Below are 16076 nucleotides of genomic sequence, written 5' to 3'. Positions count from 1 at the left end.
GCGCCCCGCTCAAAAACATAAATGTATGAGGATGAATATTTTTCTCCTGCTCATTGCTTGCTCGCTCCTGTCTGACTGTCGAAAAGAGTCTCTATTTCCTATCCCACCCCTAGTCCTCTGCGATACCTGCAATGTTGCAAAAGGGCTGGAGGTGGTTTGGCAAGAACCCCTCAAAAGTGATACGAGCGATGGATGTTATGGCAAACACCATACGGTTGTTGGCAACGATATTTTAATAACCACCATGTTTGGAGGAGCGAAAGATATACTGCGCTTGTTCGATGGTCAAACGGGGACGGAGAAATGGTCATGGGATGACCCGGCAGAAATTAGTGGCGGCGAACTGATTCCAGATTTAGAATATCATAACGGGGAAATAGTGATTTGCTCATATCATGATATTCTCGTCGTCAACGCAGGGACTGGGGCAACTATTTGGAAAACGGATACAAAAACAAAAGGAGGCTCCGGCGGACCGAGAATATCCGTTTTCGACAATCAAATATTTCATTCGCATTACGGGAACAATGCTCCTTTCAATGAGATGTGGTCATTGGTACGTTCTTGCCTTGCATCGCCGAATTGGGACACGTTAGTACTGTTTAATCTGAGCCAAAATGGCAATTACACAGGTTCTTTTGAATCAATCTCGCGACTGCCAAGCCCCAATGGCGACACTATTCTTTTTTTTCAGAACCGACAGTTTTATTTCGATTACCCATTTGGCAACCGACTTGACCTCTATGCTTGGAACATCACACAAAAACGCTACGAGTGGATCATCAATGATCCCGAGCCTTTGGATGGCAATTCAAGTGTGGGTGATCCCGTCATTCATGACGGTAAATTGTATTTTCGAGGCGGTTATACACTCTTTTGTATAGACATAGCCACGGGTGCAATTTTATGGCAGCGAAAATTTGAAAACCACTTGGAACATTTGGTGATATCAGCCTTGGTGCTTGCAGAAGGAAAATTGATTTTGCAAACTGCTTATGGGTTCTTATATGCATTAAATCCCCAAACCGGCTCCATAATATGGAAAAGCGAATGGCACGGAGGCAATTGCAAACAAATGCTATACTACAAGGGAAACGTCTATTTCGCAAGTGGTGGCGACGGGAAACTTCATGCCGTCAGAGTTTCGGATGGAAGAACAATCTGGAAAGAAAAATCACCCAATGCTGGAAAATACGGAACTTCCAGTATTACAACGGGCATTGCTATCAATGAGCAACTTGGCTACCTTTATACTACCGATGACCGATATCTTATTTGCATCAAATTACCCGATTAAATTTTCTTCAAACTTACATTTTGATATTCAAATGAAAGGCATTTCATTGTTTTTCCTTGTATTTCTGCTACCAATGTTAATGTTTGCTCAAGCGGGCAATTCTGCTCTCGGTATTGAAGGTGGCCCAAGCTTGATTTTTATGCGTGGGAATCCAGCCAATGATTCTATCAACGATCCGACCATCGGTTTTGCAGGTGGAATATTTTTCCAATACAATCTCCCCAAGGGCTTTTCTATCAGGACAAATATTATCTTTGAAAGAAAAGGCACTGTTGCATCCGGTAAGATACGGGTGACAGATGATGATGGGAATATCAAAGGGGTTTCGAAATACAAAGTCCACACAAATTTTGACTATTTGTCAACCTCTATATTATTGAGAGCAACTTTTGGCAAGAAAGTAAGATATTTTCTAAACACGGGGCCATATTTCGGATATCTGACTAAACTAACCTTTTCAACTAGGTGGTCTGATTTTTTCCCCGACACTACTATTACTGATACAAATCTTACCAAAAGATTTGACACAGGTATAGTTACAGGGTTGGGAATTTCCGTGCCAGTCACAAAAAAAACATCAATTTCTTGTGAGTTAAGAAACAACTTGGGGTTATATGATTTGAGCAAATCTTCTAACATGGGAGGATTAAAAACAAACTCAACCAACTTTTTAATAAGTTTTTCATATATGCTTGAACAATAGAGGTGAGCATACACACTATAGTCCGAACACTTTTTCCCACAAAATATCATGTGTATTGAATTGTCCCATTCGCCTGAAAATAAAATGGACACAACTTTGCACTCCCGACCATGCCGCCCAAGCCCAGCCCGCAAGACCAACGCAGGGCGGCACGGGCGGGAGTGCCACCGTTAGCGGCAACGACACCGGAAGGCCTAAAAGGGAATGCCACTAACTATGCATGGCCGGACATGCCGCCGGATAAACCGCCGCCACGTCGTCCATGCCCCCGTTAGCACCGATTGGAAAATAAAAACGGCCCGATGCGACGACGCGAATAAATATTTGATTTTCAGCGGTTTTTGGGCGATGTCGAGCTGGCTTGCCGGGATTGGTTGGGGGCATCCGCTCCGGGAGTTCTGACCCCGGGTTTGGCAGATGGCCCGCCGCGACGACGACGATAAAATATTGATTTATAGTAGTTTACGGGCGATATCGGCCGGGTTTGCGGGGGAGGATTCGGGGCGTTGGCCCATCCTCTGCATACTATAAACGCGTCAGGAAGAGCCAACTCAGGTCAGCAGACCAATAAAAAGCAGCGGACGGGCGGGAGTACTGTTCTGGTATGGCGGCCAACTGCCAAGATATCCGGGTATCCCGGGCGGGCGGCTCGGTTTTGGTGAGCGCAGTAAAATTTTTTTAGACGATTGTTTGTGCCGATAAAAAAAGTCAATATTTTTAAATTCCAAAATAAAATCTGATGAAATACACCGCTTAACCAAATCTTTTCTGGGCCAAGCCTCTGCTTCCGAAGTCATGTCGGAGGCAGGGACTTGTTCTTGAATAGTGAGCATAATTTGAGCGTCAGAAGTGACTATAACGCTTGTTTATGTTCTTTGATATTTTTGAAAAAATTGGATTCCAAACCGCTTTCGCTTCAAGAGCCTCTACACATTAACCACTTAAATTTTTTTACATGAAAAAAACGTCCGTTTTTCAGATCTCCTTATTGCTTTTGTTAGTGGTAATTTTTATTACTTGTACAAAAGAAAACCCTCTGAACCACCAAAACTCCTTTCCTGATTCGGCATCTGACCGAACTCCTACCGATCTGTATGCCTTAGAGACCAATGATGTCAGTTGTGTAAATGGAATATTATGTTTTAAGGATAACGTAACCTTTGAAAGGGTCCGACAATCCTTGATTCAAATATCAAAAGACACTTCCATCATCAACCCCTATCTTAGAAGCAAAGGAATTACACCGGGAGTAGATGGCGATTTTCACTACCCTACATATCCGGCCTGTAACAAATTCAATGAAAGGTTAAATTTTACTTCCCTGTTTACTTACATAGAAAGTGCTGAAAATGCCATTCTTGACAGCGGCGGGGACTTCAGCGATTTTCCCGAATCGACCATTGTGGATCCATACCTGGAGTCAATGTTAAATCAATATAATGAGTACAAGATAAAGCGGATCTATTATAAACTGGTTGACGATAACCATTTTTTTATTGTAACCAATGATGATTTAAATGCATTAATTTCTCTCAGAAATGTTGAAGACCCCCTGAATGTCGAACTGGCTCCGAATGTAATTCTGATTGATACGAGGGTACTGGAGGACATCAATACCTATGAGAGTCTGATAATATGCGACGATGGCGACTGTTGTATACCCGCATTCAGCGTGCATAATATCGGCGCTAATACATATAAATTCACAAATACATCCGTAAGTTTTGTTGGCCCGATTAATCCCAATCAAATTTCTTGGAAGATTTTCAACGGACAAAATGCCGTTATCGCAACAGCAACAGGCAACGAATTTGTATACACCGTTCCCTCCAACGCTATTTTCCCTTTAAGCGTTCAAATGAGTATCTTGAACCCGTGCTTTGAAACCAGAACAGTTCAATTTGCCGATTGTTCTACTCCCATTAATATTGCAAACCTGAGTGCGTTTGAAAAGCTACAGCCGGATATAGCCAATGACGAGTTCCCTGATGTTACATTTACATTAACGCTGGAAGGCGTTACGGGTGATTATCAGGTTGTTTGGAGTTTTGGAGATGGCTCTGCCAATGTAACTGTCCAAAATAATTATACTGTCCAACACGATTTCCCCGCCTATAACGGCAACGTAAATTATACTGTTTGTGCAACGGTTATTTCCGCAGGTAATTGTGCAAGGCAAATTTGTAAGACCTATAATTTTGGTTGCGGAGTTACTCCGAATAAACTTGATCATAATTGGGTAACGCCTCAATACAAGTTTAGAACCGAGTTGTACATTGTTAATAAAAATAACAGCAGCTATCATGGAATGAAGTTGACGTGTTACAGAAAAAAAGGAAACAAATACAAAACATCTCCTTTTGAACTGCTGGAAATCCATCTTGGAGGTGATGGGCCCTCCACACCGTGCTATATATTGGGAGACTGCGGACTAATCGGCTTTGATGGCATTGAATCAGGAACAAATAGATCAAGTATCCATTACGTAGATAATTGCTGCGCAGATAAATACCGAGTCAGATCCGGCATGTACAAGGCCACTTTCAGGGTCATCGAAAATGGATCGTTACCGTTCGTTAAAGATGAAGTCCTGTATTAGTTTTTAATAGTTTGGGGAATACAGGATTACAATGATAAAATAAAAGCCAGTTTCATGGATCCGTCTAAATCAGTTCTGTATTCCCCTGAGCATAAAATTACATCATTTCAAAATGATCAGGGATGAACTACAATTATAAAATAAAATTCAATGGATTTGCTGCGTCGAACTCTTCCGATTGTGGCAGGGGGACGTTTCATTTTGTGGCGAGGTCCGTTACGTTGCGATTAAATGCTTGCCATGCATTTACCCTTTTGTTATTTTTCGCCTATAATTTAATTACGGCCCAAACTCTTTCAAAGTCTGTTAATCTGACATTTGAATACGGCGTTAAAAGAGATTTTTATAAAGAATTGCAGGTGCTTGCCAATTCAGAGGAAACCATAAAAGGGTGTGCGTTGAGCAGTGCTTATGCAAAACGTGCCGGTTTTCAGATTGGATATACTTCATCTGCCCATTTTTCATTTGAGATTGGTTTTTTCAGGCAAGATTTTCAAATTGGCTGGAACCTGAAAAAACCACACGGGATTGGCTCAGAACAGTATTTTGAATCTGCCAACCTGTTCCCTGTCCGTATATCGAAGAAGTTTTTTTTCCTCCGTAAAAATCTCTTTATCGCTCCCGGGTGTGGATATGTTTTAGGCTTTTCAAACGAGCAATTATCTTTAGGTGACGGGACGGGTACAACCATGCTTGCGACGAGTGAGCATGTTTATACGATTATAGAGACTTTCCGGCAAGGGAAGGAATACGATGTAAAAAATTTTTGGGGAATGCTGGAGATTCGTTCCAATATCGGTTACAATTTGAATAAAAATTTTGGGGTCTATTTGGGAGGAGGTATCTGGTTCGGTAACAAGATCGTAGGAAGAACAAATGCGGAATATCTAATTGACGGTATACCTACAGGCAAGATTTTCAACGAAAGCAAAGGGTCCAATTTCTTTTTTACCGGCGGCATCACCTACGCATTTTCTATATTCTAATGCCAAAAGCGATGGTAATGTTTCAAAAATGCCCGTGGCGACGACGCGAATAAATATTTGATTTCCAGAAGTTTTCGAACGAAAAACCTGCTCCGAAAGCATGGTTGAAGCTCACCAAATTTGTAATTTGGAGCCGCCTTTGGCGGCCTCGGAAATAAAAAAGGGGTGTGATTCCAATTCGATGTACCCTATTCAATTGTTTTTTATTGAAAATCGAGGCAGGACAGATGTTTTTTATATACTTTTTTTCAATTCTGATAGATGCCGACCTGCTTTTTGAAACCGCTCTCAAATGGCCCCTTGAAAAAGCTTGAAAAGTACATCGAATTGGAATCACACCCTAAAAAAGGTGCTAACAATGCATGGCCGCACAGCGCGGCGAAGGCAACCCGCAAGGCCCAACCCGCCGCGCCGTCGTCCATGCCCCCGTTATGCCCAACTAAAAAAAGAAAAAAATAAAAATATAAATAAATAATGAAGGAATTAGAACCACTGAAAAGCATCTTCAAAGACAGGATTTTTAAAATCCCAGATTACCAAAGAGGATTTGCATGGACATCACGGCAGTTGCAAGATTTTTGGGAAGATTTGGTAAACCTGCCAGCGGATAGATTTCATTACACAGGATTATTGTCCCTGAAAAAGTTAGAAAAAAGCGTTTGGAGTAGTTGGAACGATGAGCGGTGGTTGATTGAGGACAGAGGCTTCAAGGCTTTTCATATTGTTGACGGGCAGCAGCGGCTTACAACTTTTGTCATTTTTATCCAAGCCTTGATAGAACTACTGTCCAATATAAAAGAAAATAAAGATAAAAAAGAAGAAGAAATATATTTAGGCTCGTTCAGTTTAAAAGCAATAAAAGAAGAATATCTGGTAATTGAACGCCCGCCGCAATTTATAATTAGAACGTATAAATTCGGATACGAGGTTGACAACCCAAGTTTCCAATTTCTAAAATATAGGATATTCAAAGAACCCAATAGCGGCACAATTCAGGAGACCTTTTATACTTTGAACCTGAATAACGCCAAAAACTTCTTCGTAGAAAACCTGACCAACTTTTACCAAAAGGAAGGGTTGAATGAAATTGAAATCCTGTTTAGAAAACTGACACAGAACTTGATGTTCAACGTCTATGAAATAAGCGATGATTTTGATGTTTTCGTTGCGTTCGAGACGATGAACAATCGAGGAAAAAAACTGTCAAACCTTGAACTTTTAAAAAACAGACTGATTTATCTCACCACACTTTACGACGATAAAGAGTTAGAGGCAGATGAGAAAACATCGTTGCGGGAAAAAATCAACGACGCTTGGAAAGAAATATACTATCAATTAGGTAGAAACAAGCAAAATCCTTTGAATGATGATGATTTTTTGATTGCTCATTGGATAATGTACTTCCAGTACACACGAGAAAAAGGCGATGATTACATTCGTTTTCTGTTGGACAGAAAATTTACAGCCCAAAATATTTACTCAAAGACAGAGGTAAAATTGAACTCAATTCAATCCTTTGAAGAAGTTCGAGAGGACGAAGAAAACGACCAAGAAGAAGTTGATGTTAATGGCGAAGAAGCAACCGTTGTGAAGCGTTCAAAATTGTCCCCAAAGGAAATCGAAGAGTATGTTGGAAGTTTAAAATCAGCAGCGGTTCATTGGTATAATACCCACAACCCAATAAATAATTCAGATTTAACAAGTCAAGAAAGCCTTTGGATTGACCGCTTGAATAGGATTGGTATCGTTTACTTCCGCCCTTTGATTACGGTATCATTCATCTCGGAGGGTGTAGGTACAAAAGATAGAGTTCGATTGTTCAAAGCAGTTGAAAGGTTCATTTTTGCCACATTTAGATTGAGTAGGGCATTTTCAACCTATCGGAACAGCGAATTTTATAGGGCGGCAAGGCAATTGCGGACAAATGAATTGGACGTAGATACTATCGTTGAACGGCTGGAAGAACGAATGAATTTTTGTTTTTACACCCCCGAAGGCGAAAGTCAAGTATATTTCAATTACAGCCACTTCCAAAAGTTCATCGAAAAGAAGTTCAAAAGTGGAGGCGGGTTTTACTACTGGAATGGACTACGATATTTTCTGTACGAATACGAAATGGACAAAGTTCGGCAACGAGGGAGCCAGAAAATTGATTGGAAATTGTTCATAAAAGGTGAAAAGGATAAAGTGTCCATCGAGCATATTTACCCGCAAACCCCAGAGGAAAAATGCTGGAAAATAAATTTCAAAGGACTAAAAAAAGCAGAGCAAGCCTATTTGCAGGGAACATTGGGCAATCTTCTGCCTCTTTCACAAAGCATAAATTCGAGCCTTCAAAACGACTGTTTCAGCGATAAAAAGAACCCCAAATTCAATGATAGAAATGAGAAAATAAGGCAAGGATACTCTGACGGCTCTCATTCAGAAATTGAAGTAGCCTCATATCCTGACTGGAACGCTGAAACAATCTTGGATAGAGGTTACAAACTTTTAGAATTTATGGAAAGACGCTGGGATTTGAAATTTGAAGACGACTATCATAAAGCAGTCTTGCTATTTTTGGATTTCTTAATTCCAGAAGAAGCCGATGACAATAAATAAAAGGGCATAACAAAGCACTCCTGTCCATGCCCGCCAAAGCCCAACCCGCAAACCCAACGCAGGCGGGCACGGCAGGAGTGCAAACGTTCAACGAAATAAAACAAGAAAAATATGAAAATAAATTGGGGCGCAGTTGGAGCAATTGCTACAATAATTGGCGTTTTCATTGCGATAAGACAATGCCAGATAGCTCAAGACACAACTATATCCCTGACTAATCCAATTGAAAATTCACCAAATACCCCTGATGAAAGACCAAAAGATTTAATGGATGCACCTGAAAATCAACCGAGGATTGATAATACTACCTCAGAACCCCAAAGAAAGCTTTTAGAAGAAATACCTGCCCAAAAAAGCAAGCCAGTAGTTGAAGCAAACCCACCAACTTCCACTCCTGCTAAACCCGTAATTACAGCAGATAATGAAACAGATAAAGATGATTTTAGCACTCAGCAATGTTTTACTGTTCAAGGTAATTCAGATGGTGGTGGTGCGATTCAATTATATAGACATCCAACCAAAGGTATGCAACCGTTAAAAGACAGGCTTGAACCTGGAACAAGGGTCATAATCCTTGCAAAATCAGATAACAAAGAAATGGTGAAAATAAAGGCAGAAAATAGTATTTCAGGCTGGGTAGCCATCGAAAGAGTTCTGCCTTGTCAATAATTCAAAAATGTTATGAAAATGAAAAAGTCAAATCTCTTTTGCCTACTCGTTTTTTGTTGTGCTACACATTTTGCAAATGCACAGGTTAGCACAGTTACCATGCAAGCAAAATGCGGAGATAAATTTGAAGGGGAGTTTCGTGTCCAACACGAACAGCAAGAAATCAAAATCCCATTGGGAGCAGGTGATATTTTGGAATTGTCGATTGTCCCACTTGGTGACTATCTAAAAATTCGTTATCAGTTATGCGACCCTTCTGGTGCATTATTAGTTGATGATTATAATGGAATGTTTGGAAATGATAAAAAAAGTTTAGAAATAAATACAGGAGTTCTTTCAGCGAATGGTGCTTACACTATAAAAATTAGAAACGATTCTGCCTACAATTCAAATGATACGATGGTGGGTGTATACACAGTGTATGTAAAATGCACCAAAAGAAATGGTCAAGTAATTGAACCAGAATAAAATCGTTGAACAACGCATTCTACGCCCATGCCGCCCAAAAAGGCGGCACAGGCGTAGATGCAGCCGTTATGTCCAATTTAAAACAAATTTTTTCACCAAAAAGAGTAAATCATAAAAAAAGCATCTGATTTCAGTTTCTTGGGAAGGGCAAACGGTTTAATTTTTTTCACTGTATGCTACCTTATTTTACCCAATACTGGCCTTAGCCAGGTTCCAACAGTTGTCTTGAATGGCAACTCAATTACCGATTTCATACCACTTCATAGTGAGAAGTACGTTGAACCCAAACTCTTGCCAGAGGTAGACATTGCCGCTGTTCTGGCGGAAGACTTGGCAAATGGAGTTGAAATTCCACGGTTTGGCATAAAAATACCTACTTCAGTTTCAAAAAATGAAGGCGAAGCAGAGAACAACGGAGGTTTTATTATCTGGAAAAAATCGTTTACCGCTCCTGATGCAAAATCTTTAAATTTTGAGTTTACAGATTTAGAACTACCGGAGGGAGCTAAAATTTATGTTTACAATAGTACAGAAACAATGTATTCCGGCCCCATTGAGCGAAAACATGTGCATGAGGGAAAATATTCCACCGATGTAATAAGGGGCAATGAAGTAATAGTTGAGGCAATCGTACCGAAAGAAGCATATCCGTCATTTGCAGTCAATATTTCGAATGTGATTTACGGTTTTCAAGATATTGGCGAGTTTCAAGAAAAAACAGTACAGGACAGGGCATATGATGACTCGCAATTATGCAATGTTGACGTTAATTGCCCGGCTGGGGCAGGGTGGGGAAATCAACGCGATGCAGTTGCATTAATATTTGTAAACAATAGCGCATGGTGCTCGGGAGCATTGATTAATAATTCATGCCTTGATTTTGATCCCTTTTTTTTAACAGCTTTTCATTGCCTGAGTGGGGCAAGTGGATTTTTAAACTGGACCTTCAGATTTAATTATAATAGCCCAAACCCTGTGGCTCCGACATGCCGGGGCTTGGAGCCAACAACATGGATTACGTATTCTGGCGCAAACTTGAGGGCATCATGGAATACTACGGATTTTGCGCTCCTTGAACTCTCCGGTTCAATAACGAGTCAATCCACGATCGCTTTGGCTGGATGGAATAGAAATGCATCAATCCCAACTCAAGCCATGACTGCAATCCATCATCCAAGGGGTGATGTTAAAAAGATTTCTATAGATAATGACCCATTAGATACAAGTGACCCTAATTTTTGGATAGTTAACCAGTGGAGTACAGGTTTAGTTGAACCGGGATCATCAGGTTCTCCATTATTTGATGCTTCGCAACTAATTATCGGTCAATTACATGGTGGTGATAATAATATTGGCTGCTTGAACGGAGGCGGACTTATCGATAATAATGATTATGGGAGGTTTAGTGTTTCTTGGACTGGCGGAGGAACAACACCAACGCGCCTTAGTGATTGGCTTGGAGCAAATGGGAATCCGCAGACTCTAAATGCTATTAGATCCCCATTTATCAATGGGACAGGTCCGATATGCACTTCTAATAAAACATTCTCTCTTACCAACCTTGATCCAGGCAGAATCGTTACTTGGGCGGTATTGCCTACTAATTTATTTGCAACCGGATCAGGTGCAGCCACATCAGGTTCAGGTACTACAGCAACTCTTCGAGCGGCATCAAGTAATAGTTCCGGTTCTGCAACACTTTCGTTTACAATTGATCCCCTCTCTAATTGTAATGGTGCAATAGTCGTATCAATCCCGATATGGGTCGGTACACCTATCGCCACTCTTGAGGGAGATGATTATCTCTGTTTTAACTCCCCAGGAGTTGCGTCCCTTGATTATGGGTTGGGTACTACACCACTATTACAAGGAACCTCTGTTTCCTGGTCCTTCACCGGCCCACTTGGCCACCTATATGGAGGCCCTGCCATTGCAAAATATAAATCGGCAAGAACTGCCGGGTATGGATACATAACTGCGACATTGACCAACTCCTGTGGAGTAACGCAACTTAGTTTCCCATACGAAGTTGCAAACTGTGGGGGCATTGGAAAAGGTGTTTCAATTCAACCCATTCCTAATCCCTCAAGAGGAACGATAACTATATCTGTTACAGAAGAACCAGACGACGATAACAATCGCAAAGTTGTTCAAGTTGTTGATGGCAAATTTAAGATATACAATAAATTTGGCCGTGTTGCTCTCGAAGGAAGTTTATTTTCAAATCACCAGGAAATAGACACTTCCTTGCTAAGCCCAGATATATATATTTTAGAAACTATAATAGAAGGAACCAAGGCAAGTACTAAATTGATGATAATAAAATAATATTCGGGGTAGCTCACCAGATGGGCTACCCTTTTTTTCATTATACCAAAAAATGATTATTATGAGGTCTGGAACATATGTGCTTATAATTTTTATTTGTGCAATAAGTAGTTCTTATTCTCAAAATATTTTTAAAAATCTTGAAATATCATTAGGATTTGCAATAAAAGAGCAAGATAGAAGACTTTTTGAATTCCCAGGTGAATTTGAAGTTCTATATTATGAAGACACCAACCTTGATTTCGATTATTTAGTAAATATGAGTAAAATATTTTTTCCGAAAAAGAAATTCAATTTATTATCCGGAATTAGTTATTCATTATTTCAAACAAAATTCAGCAGGCCATTTGATCATAACTATTTTTCAGGTCTTAGAACATACGAATTACGGTATATCGATAATTATTTGCAACATAGCATTATCTTAAATATTGACCCAAGGATTGATTTAGTTATACAAAAAAATAGCGTTTATTATGTAAATTTCAACTCGTTTGTTAAATTATTATTCAATAAAAACATAAAAGATCGTTCTGGAAATTGGCATTACAATAAATGGCTATTTGAAACGAATGCGTTTGAATCAAATATAGGGATGGGATATAGATACAAAAAAATTGGAATTAATTTAGCATATAGAATCTTCAATATACAAAAAATTGATCGGGTAATATTTAATCAAACTTTATTCAAAGATAAGAATCCTCCTTTTCTTGAAAAAGAATATGAGATAAGAAATGATAACAAGTTTTGGCTTATTATATCGTACCAAATAAGATAAGGGACATAACACCGGATGTGCGAAAATGCCGCCTATACGTCGGCACGTTCGCACATCCAACCGTTAGCGGCAACGACACCGGAAGGCCTAAAAGGGAATGCCACTAACTATGCATGGCCGGACATGCCGCCGGATAAACCGCCGCCACGTCGTCCATGCCCCCGTTCTCGGAAATAAGAGAAAGAAAAAAATGAAATAAATAAAAATAATAAAAATGAAGATAATCCCCAATTTTGGAATTCTTGCCTCGATTTCATGGAATAGCAACAAGTGGCAAGACGACCCCACCGACAAGGACTTGAAGGCATCGAAATACGATTTTGTAATCGAAAATGCCCACATGCACGAAAGCCTGAACTTCGGGCATGAAATATATCCAGCAGAAGAAGACGGGAGTTTTGTGCTTACACGCCAATGTTCAATCGGCTGCCTTCGATTGAAAAATCAAAAGATATAAATATTGTCTTCTTCACCAGTTCTGATTACCAAAATGGCAATCGGAAATGTATCGTAGGATTTTATGGCTTCCCAGAAATAGATGAATGGTTTCCCGGGAAGCAAAGCACCAAAAATTTAAAGAGTATGACGGAGGAACGTAAGAGCCAATGTTGAACACATCATATACTTGAAAACCACCTCGTAATAAATAATGAAAATGTAAGCAAATTAGAGTTGCTCCCCGAAGGCAAGAAAATATCACAGCAAGGTTTCAACTACCTGAATTCCGATAATGTACAAAATATACTAAAACTCGTCTATCAACTCAATCCGAAAAATGAAAACTAAAACGTTTTCTCGAAAATTTCCCACTTGAAGTTGATGCAATTGGAGAGATAAATGAAGTTCAAGAACAACTCGAAGCCCTGACCGATGAAAATGCCGATACTTTGCAAGGCATACGGAAGTTGGAAGATAAAATGAAAAATTACGCCCAGAGATAAAAGAAAGAGTTTCGACCTACATTGAACGAGGGGCAATATCAAATAAGATAAAAAGAATAACAGGATACAAGTGTTTAGTTTGTGAACAACTTGGCGAACCAGCACACGGCTTTAAAAAGAGCAATGGAGAATTTTACGTCGAAAGCCATCATGTTGAACCTGTCTCGAAACAAGGAAAAGGGTCGTTGAGCGCAGCAAATATTATCACAGTTTGCGCCAACCATCATCGCCAAATGCACTACGGAAACGTTGAGGTTATCGAGAGCGAAGGAGATTTTTTCAAGTTCAAAATTGACGGCAATGAATTGACAATCAATAAAATAAAAATATAAATCCGAGAACAATGCACTGCCGCCAATCGCCCGCAAAGCCAACGCTCAAAGCCAACGCAGCGGGCGACTGCGGCAGTGCCACCGTTCAATGCCATTATAAATAAAAAAACATAGTGGCTAAATCAATATTTTCTTAACACTTTAAATCTTCAGACAATGCTCAAGAAAGTAAAAATGATCAGAACGGTTCCGAATTTCTCATCCTTCATCTATCTCTACTTCGCTGTTTTTTGACGGACTTTGGGCATTTATACGCCCAAAATCCGATACCAAACAGAGTAGAGGTTCGAGTAAAAGATGTTTCGTTTTTGCCGGGCGAGACAAGTTTTGCCCCTTCTGTCGTACAACAAGTATATGGCACCTACAACGTAAGCGGGTATGTTCAAAAATACCCAGCAGCGGTTGGCCTAAGTCATCCTTTAGCGGAGGGTTTGACAAGGGTGTATGACTTATTGTGCGATTGTGATGCAACCCAGCTCGAGAGTGCCTTAGCGGCCTTCACCCCGGACATATTTGAGAATGTCTATTTGACCTATGAAGAACAGTTGCTTTCACCCCCTCCGTATCTGCCCAACGATCCGCTAAACGCTCCCTGGAATTTCTGGCGTCACGATCTCATCAATACGCCAGAGGCTTGGGACATCTCAAAGGGCGATCCGGGAATAAGAATTGCCATTACAGATGTCGGCTTTGATATAAACCATCCAGACTTGGTTAATAAAATAGTTTACATGGATGCTAACATTTCATTGGCACCAGACCCATTACATGGCTCGGTAGTGGAAATATTTAACTGACAATGTAATTTTGCGCCATGATAACGGAAGTTCGTCGTTGCCACCGCTGTGAAAGCAGCAACATCGTCAAAAACGGGAAAAACCGCTCCGGCACCCAAACCTACAAGTGCAAAGATTGTGGTTGCTGCCGGGTATTGGACAGCAAGCAACCCAGCAGGAACATGGACCCCGAACTGGTGGAGCGTGCCTACCAAGAGCGGCAAAGCCTTCGAGGCACGGGGCGCTTGTTGAATGTCTCGCATCGGACGGTACTCAATTGGTTAAAAAAAAAAGCCCGGCAACTCCCCCCATTCAAAACCACCATTGAGGAAGGACAAGCCGACGACCAGTTAGAGGCGGACGAAATGTTCACTTACATCGCCGTGAAAATCAATCAAGTACGGGTCTGGATTGTCCAGTGCTGTAGAACTAGGCAGATACTTTCCTTTTTCATTGGCGATGGCTCGATGGACTCCTGCAAGCGCCTTTGGCGAAAACTACCCTACGAGTACCAAAAATGCTTGAGTTTCAGCGATTTTTGGACGGCGTACCAATGCTTGCCCAACGAAACACACTACATGGTCGGCAAGGAGACCGGTCTGACAAACCATGTTGAAAGGCTGAACAACACCTTGCGCCAGCGTATCAGCCGATTCGTCCGAAAAACCCTCTCCTTCTCCAAAAAGGAGTATATGCTCAATCTGCACTTCAAACTATTCGCATACCACTACAACTTAAATGTCATCAGTTAAATATTTCCACTACCGTAAACGGAAGATGGTTCGACAGGGCGACCAACCCAAGTAGGATTAGCACACGAACTAATACATGCCAAAAATAATATGATGGGAACAAATAAACGCTCACAAACAAACACAGGTGTTGTTGACCCTGACTCTAAAACTGGTTCTAAAATCTTGTCACAAGAAGAAATCAATGTGAGAGCAGAAGAACAAGGAATTAGACAAGAACAAGGTGCAAAACCAAGAAGACAAGGAGGTGGACAATGAAAAAACTAATATTTTATACATTACTGTTTTTAGTTGGTTGCAAATCACTCCCCCAATCAAGCGTTTCCTTGACTAACACGATTGATTTCAAATCGTGGCATAACACGGTTATGGATAGTTTTGAGAACAAGACAGGTTATAGCAAGGGCGCTAAAAGAGACTATGGTACTGCATATGGTGTCGTTTATAGTGTTATAAACAATTATTCGGAAACGAAATTGAAAGAACTGTTTGACAGGTCAAATGCAAAGAATGGAGATTGGGATAGAATGTTTATTCTGGATTTGTTTATGGAAGGGGAAACTAGCTATGAAATTACATCTATTCTTCTTTACAAAAACTCGAAGTATTATGGAGTATCATTTGACGGCAATGATTTTTACAACATCAAGTACACTCCTAACTTCAAACCTTGGAAATTAAAACCCAAATTTGAGTATTTAAGCAACAGTTATATTGTAGTTTCTGAATTTGATAAAAGTTGCAGAAACATTGCCAATAAGTTATTTATTGGACCACCTTTCGATGATGTAACTGAAAAAGTATTGAAAATTTATGATAGTAAAATTTTTGACTAACGCAAGA

The 16076-nt window shown here is 40.3% G+C and carries 16 protein-coding genes and 1 pseudogene; 15 read left to right on the top strand and 2 right to left on the bottom strand.

What is annotated here, in order from left to right; translation table 11 throughout:
* The first annotated feature begins 31 nt into the window (after window positions 1-31).
* The gene (locus KIS77_13330) at window positions 32-1297 is read left to right on the top strand and encodes a PQQ-binding-like beta-propeller repeat protein (GenBank protein ID MCW5923320.1); all 1266 of its coding nucleotides are present in this window, start codon (window positions 32-34) and stop codon (window positions 1295-1297) included.
* On the top strand, window positions 1260-2000 hold the full coding sequence (locus KIS77_13325) for a PorT family protein (protein ID MCW5923319.1): 741 nt from the start codon (window positions 1260-1262) through the stop codon (window positions 1998-2000). The genes KIS77_13330 and KIS77_13325 overlap by 38 nt, the downstream gene beginning before the upstream one ends.
* A 551-nt stretch (window positions 2001-2551) precedes the next feature.
* On the opposite strand, the gene KIS77_13320 is transcribed toward KIS77_13325, so the two are convergent.
* Window positions 2552-2833, bottom strand: a complete 282-nt coding sequence (locus tag KIS77_13320) for a hypothetical protein (protein ID MCW5923318.1) — start codon at window positions 2831-2833, stop codon at window positions 2552-2554.
* 122 nt (window positions 2834-2955) lie between these two features.
* Here KIS77_13320 and KIS77_13315 point away from each other — a divergent pair, with 122 nt between their 5' ends.
* Entirely contained in the window at window positions 2956-4599 is a 1644-nt protein-coding gene (locus KIS77_13315) for a hypothetical protein (GenBank protein ID MCW5923317.1), read from the top strand.
* Between the two features lie 122 nt (window positions 4600-4721).
* Window positions 4722-5585 (top strand): hypothetical protein, encoded by an 864-nt coding sequence (locus KIS77_13310; GenBank protein ID MCW5923316.1) that lies wholly within the window; start codon window positions 4722-4724, stop codon window positions 5583-5585.
* A gap of 248 nt (window positions 5586-5833) precedes the next feature.
* Here the strand turns inward: KIS77_13310 and KIS77_13305 are convergent, their stop codons facing one another.
* Window positions 5834-6007 carry a hypothetical protein gene (locus KIS77_13305; GenBank protein MCW5923315.1) on the bottom strand — a complete coding sequence of 58 codons (174 nt, stop codon included), beginning with the start codon at window positions 6005-6007 and terminating at the stop codon, window positions 5834-5836.
* Window positions 6008-6059: 52 nt separating this feature from the next.
* On the opposite strand from KIS77_13305, the gene KIS77_13300 reads away from it, so the two are divergent.
* The 11 genes and pseudogenes from KIS77_13300 to KIS77_13250 all read left to right on the top strand — a co-directional run bounded on the left by KIS77_13300 (window position 6060) and on the right by KIS77_13250 (window position 16069).
* A complete protein-coding gene (locus KIS77_13300; GenBank protein ID MCW5923314.1) occupies window positions 6060-8186 on the top strand; it encodes a DUF262 domain-containing protein in 2127 nt (708 codons plus the stop codon).
* A 111-nt stretch (window positions 8187-8297) separates the two neighbouring features.
* Window positions 8298-8855, top strand: a complete 558-nt coding sequence (locus tag KIS77_13295) for a hypothetical protein (protein ID MCW5923313.1) — start codon at window positions 8298-8300, stop codon at window positions 8853-8855.
* A gap of 18 nt (window positions 8856-8873) precedes the next feature.
* The gene (locus KIS77_13290) at window positions 8874-9323 is read left to right on the top strand and encodes a hypothetical protein (GenBank protein MCW5923312.1); all 450 of its coding nucleotides are present in this window, start codon (window positions 8874-8876) and stop codon (window positions 9321-9323) included.
* Window positions 9324-9548: 225 nt separating this feature from the next.
* Entirely contained in the window at window positions 9549-11651 is a 2103-nt protein-coding gene (locus KIS77_13285; protein MCW5923311.1) for a trypsin-like peptidase domain-containing protein, read from the top strand.
* A 61-nt stretch (window positions 11652-11712) separates the two neighbouring features.
* Complete coding sequence (locus KIS77_13280; protein ID MCW5923310.1) at window positions 11713-12432, top strand: hypothetical protein; 720 nt, start codon at window positions 11713-11715, stop codon at window positions 12430-12432.
* Between the two features lie 214 nt (window positions 12433-12646).
* Window positions 12647-12889 carry a hypothetical protein gene (locus KIS77_13275; GenBank protein MCW5923309.1) on the top strand — a complete coding sequence of 81 codons (243 nt, stop codon included), beginning with the start codon at window positions 12647-12649 and terminating at the stop codon, window positions 12887-12889.
* Between the two features lie 480 nt (window positions 12890-13369).
* On the top strand, window positions 13370-13705 hold the full coding sequence (locus KIS77_13270; protein ID MCW5923308.1) for an HNH endonuclease: 336 nt from the start codon (window positions 13370-13372) through the stop codon (window positions 13703-13705).
* 230 nt (window positions 13706-13935) lie between these two features.
* Window positions 13936-14502: a hypothetical protein gene (locus KIS77_13265; protein ID MCW5923307.1), complete on the top strand. Its 567-nt coding sequence runs from the start codon at window positions 13936-13938 to the stop codon at window positions 14500-14502.
* 17 nt (window positions 14503-14519) lie between these two features.
* Entirely contained in the window at window positions 14520-15233 is a 714-nt protein-coding gene (locus KIS77_13260; GenBank protein MCW5923306.1) for an IS1 family transposase, read from the top strand.
* Between the two features lie 24 nt (window positions 15234-15257).
* Window positions 15258-15491, top strand: a pseudogene (locus tag KIS77_13255) (hypothetical protein).
* Entirely contained in the window at window positions 15488-16069 is a 582-nt protein-coding gene (locus tag KIS77_13250; GenBank protein MCW5923305.1) for a hypothetical protein, read from the top strand. The pseudogene KIS77_13255 and the gene KIS77_13250 overlap by 4 nt, the downstream one beginning before the upstream one ends.
* The last annotated feature ends 7 nt before the right edge of the window (window positions 16070-16076 follow it).

This window comes from Saprospiraceae bacterium (assembly GCA_026129545.1).
Lineage (GTDB): Bacteria > Bacteroidota > Bacteroidia > Chitinophagales > Saprospiraceae > M3007.
The sequence above is the reverse complement of the archived record's forward strand: the minus strand, read 5'-3'. Positions and strand labels throughout refer to the sequence as shown.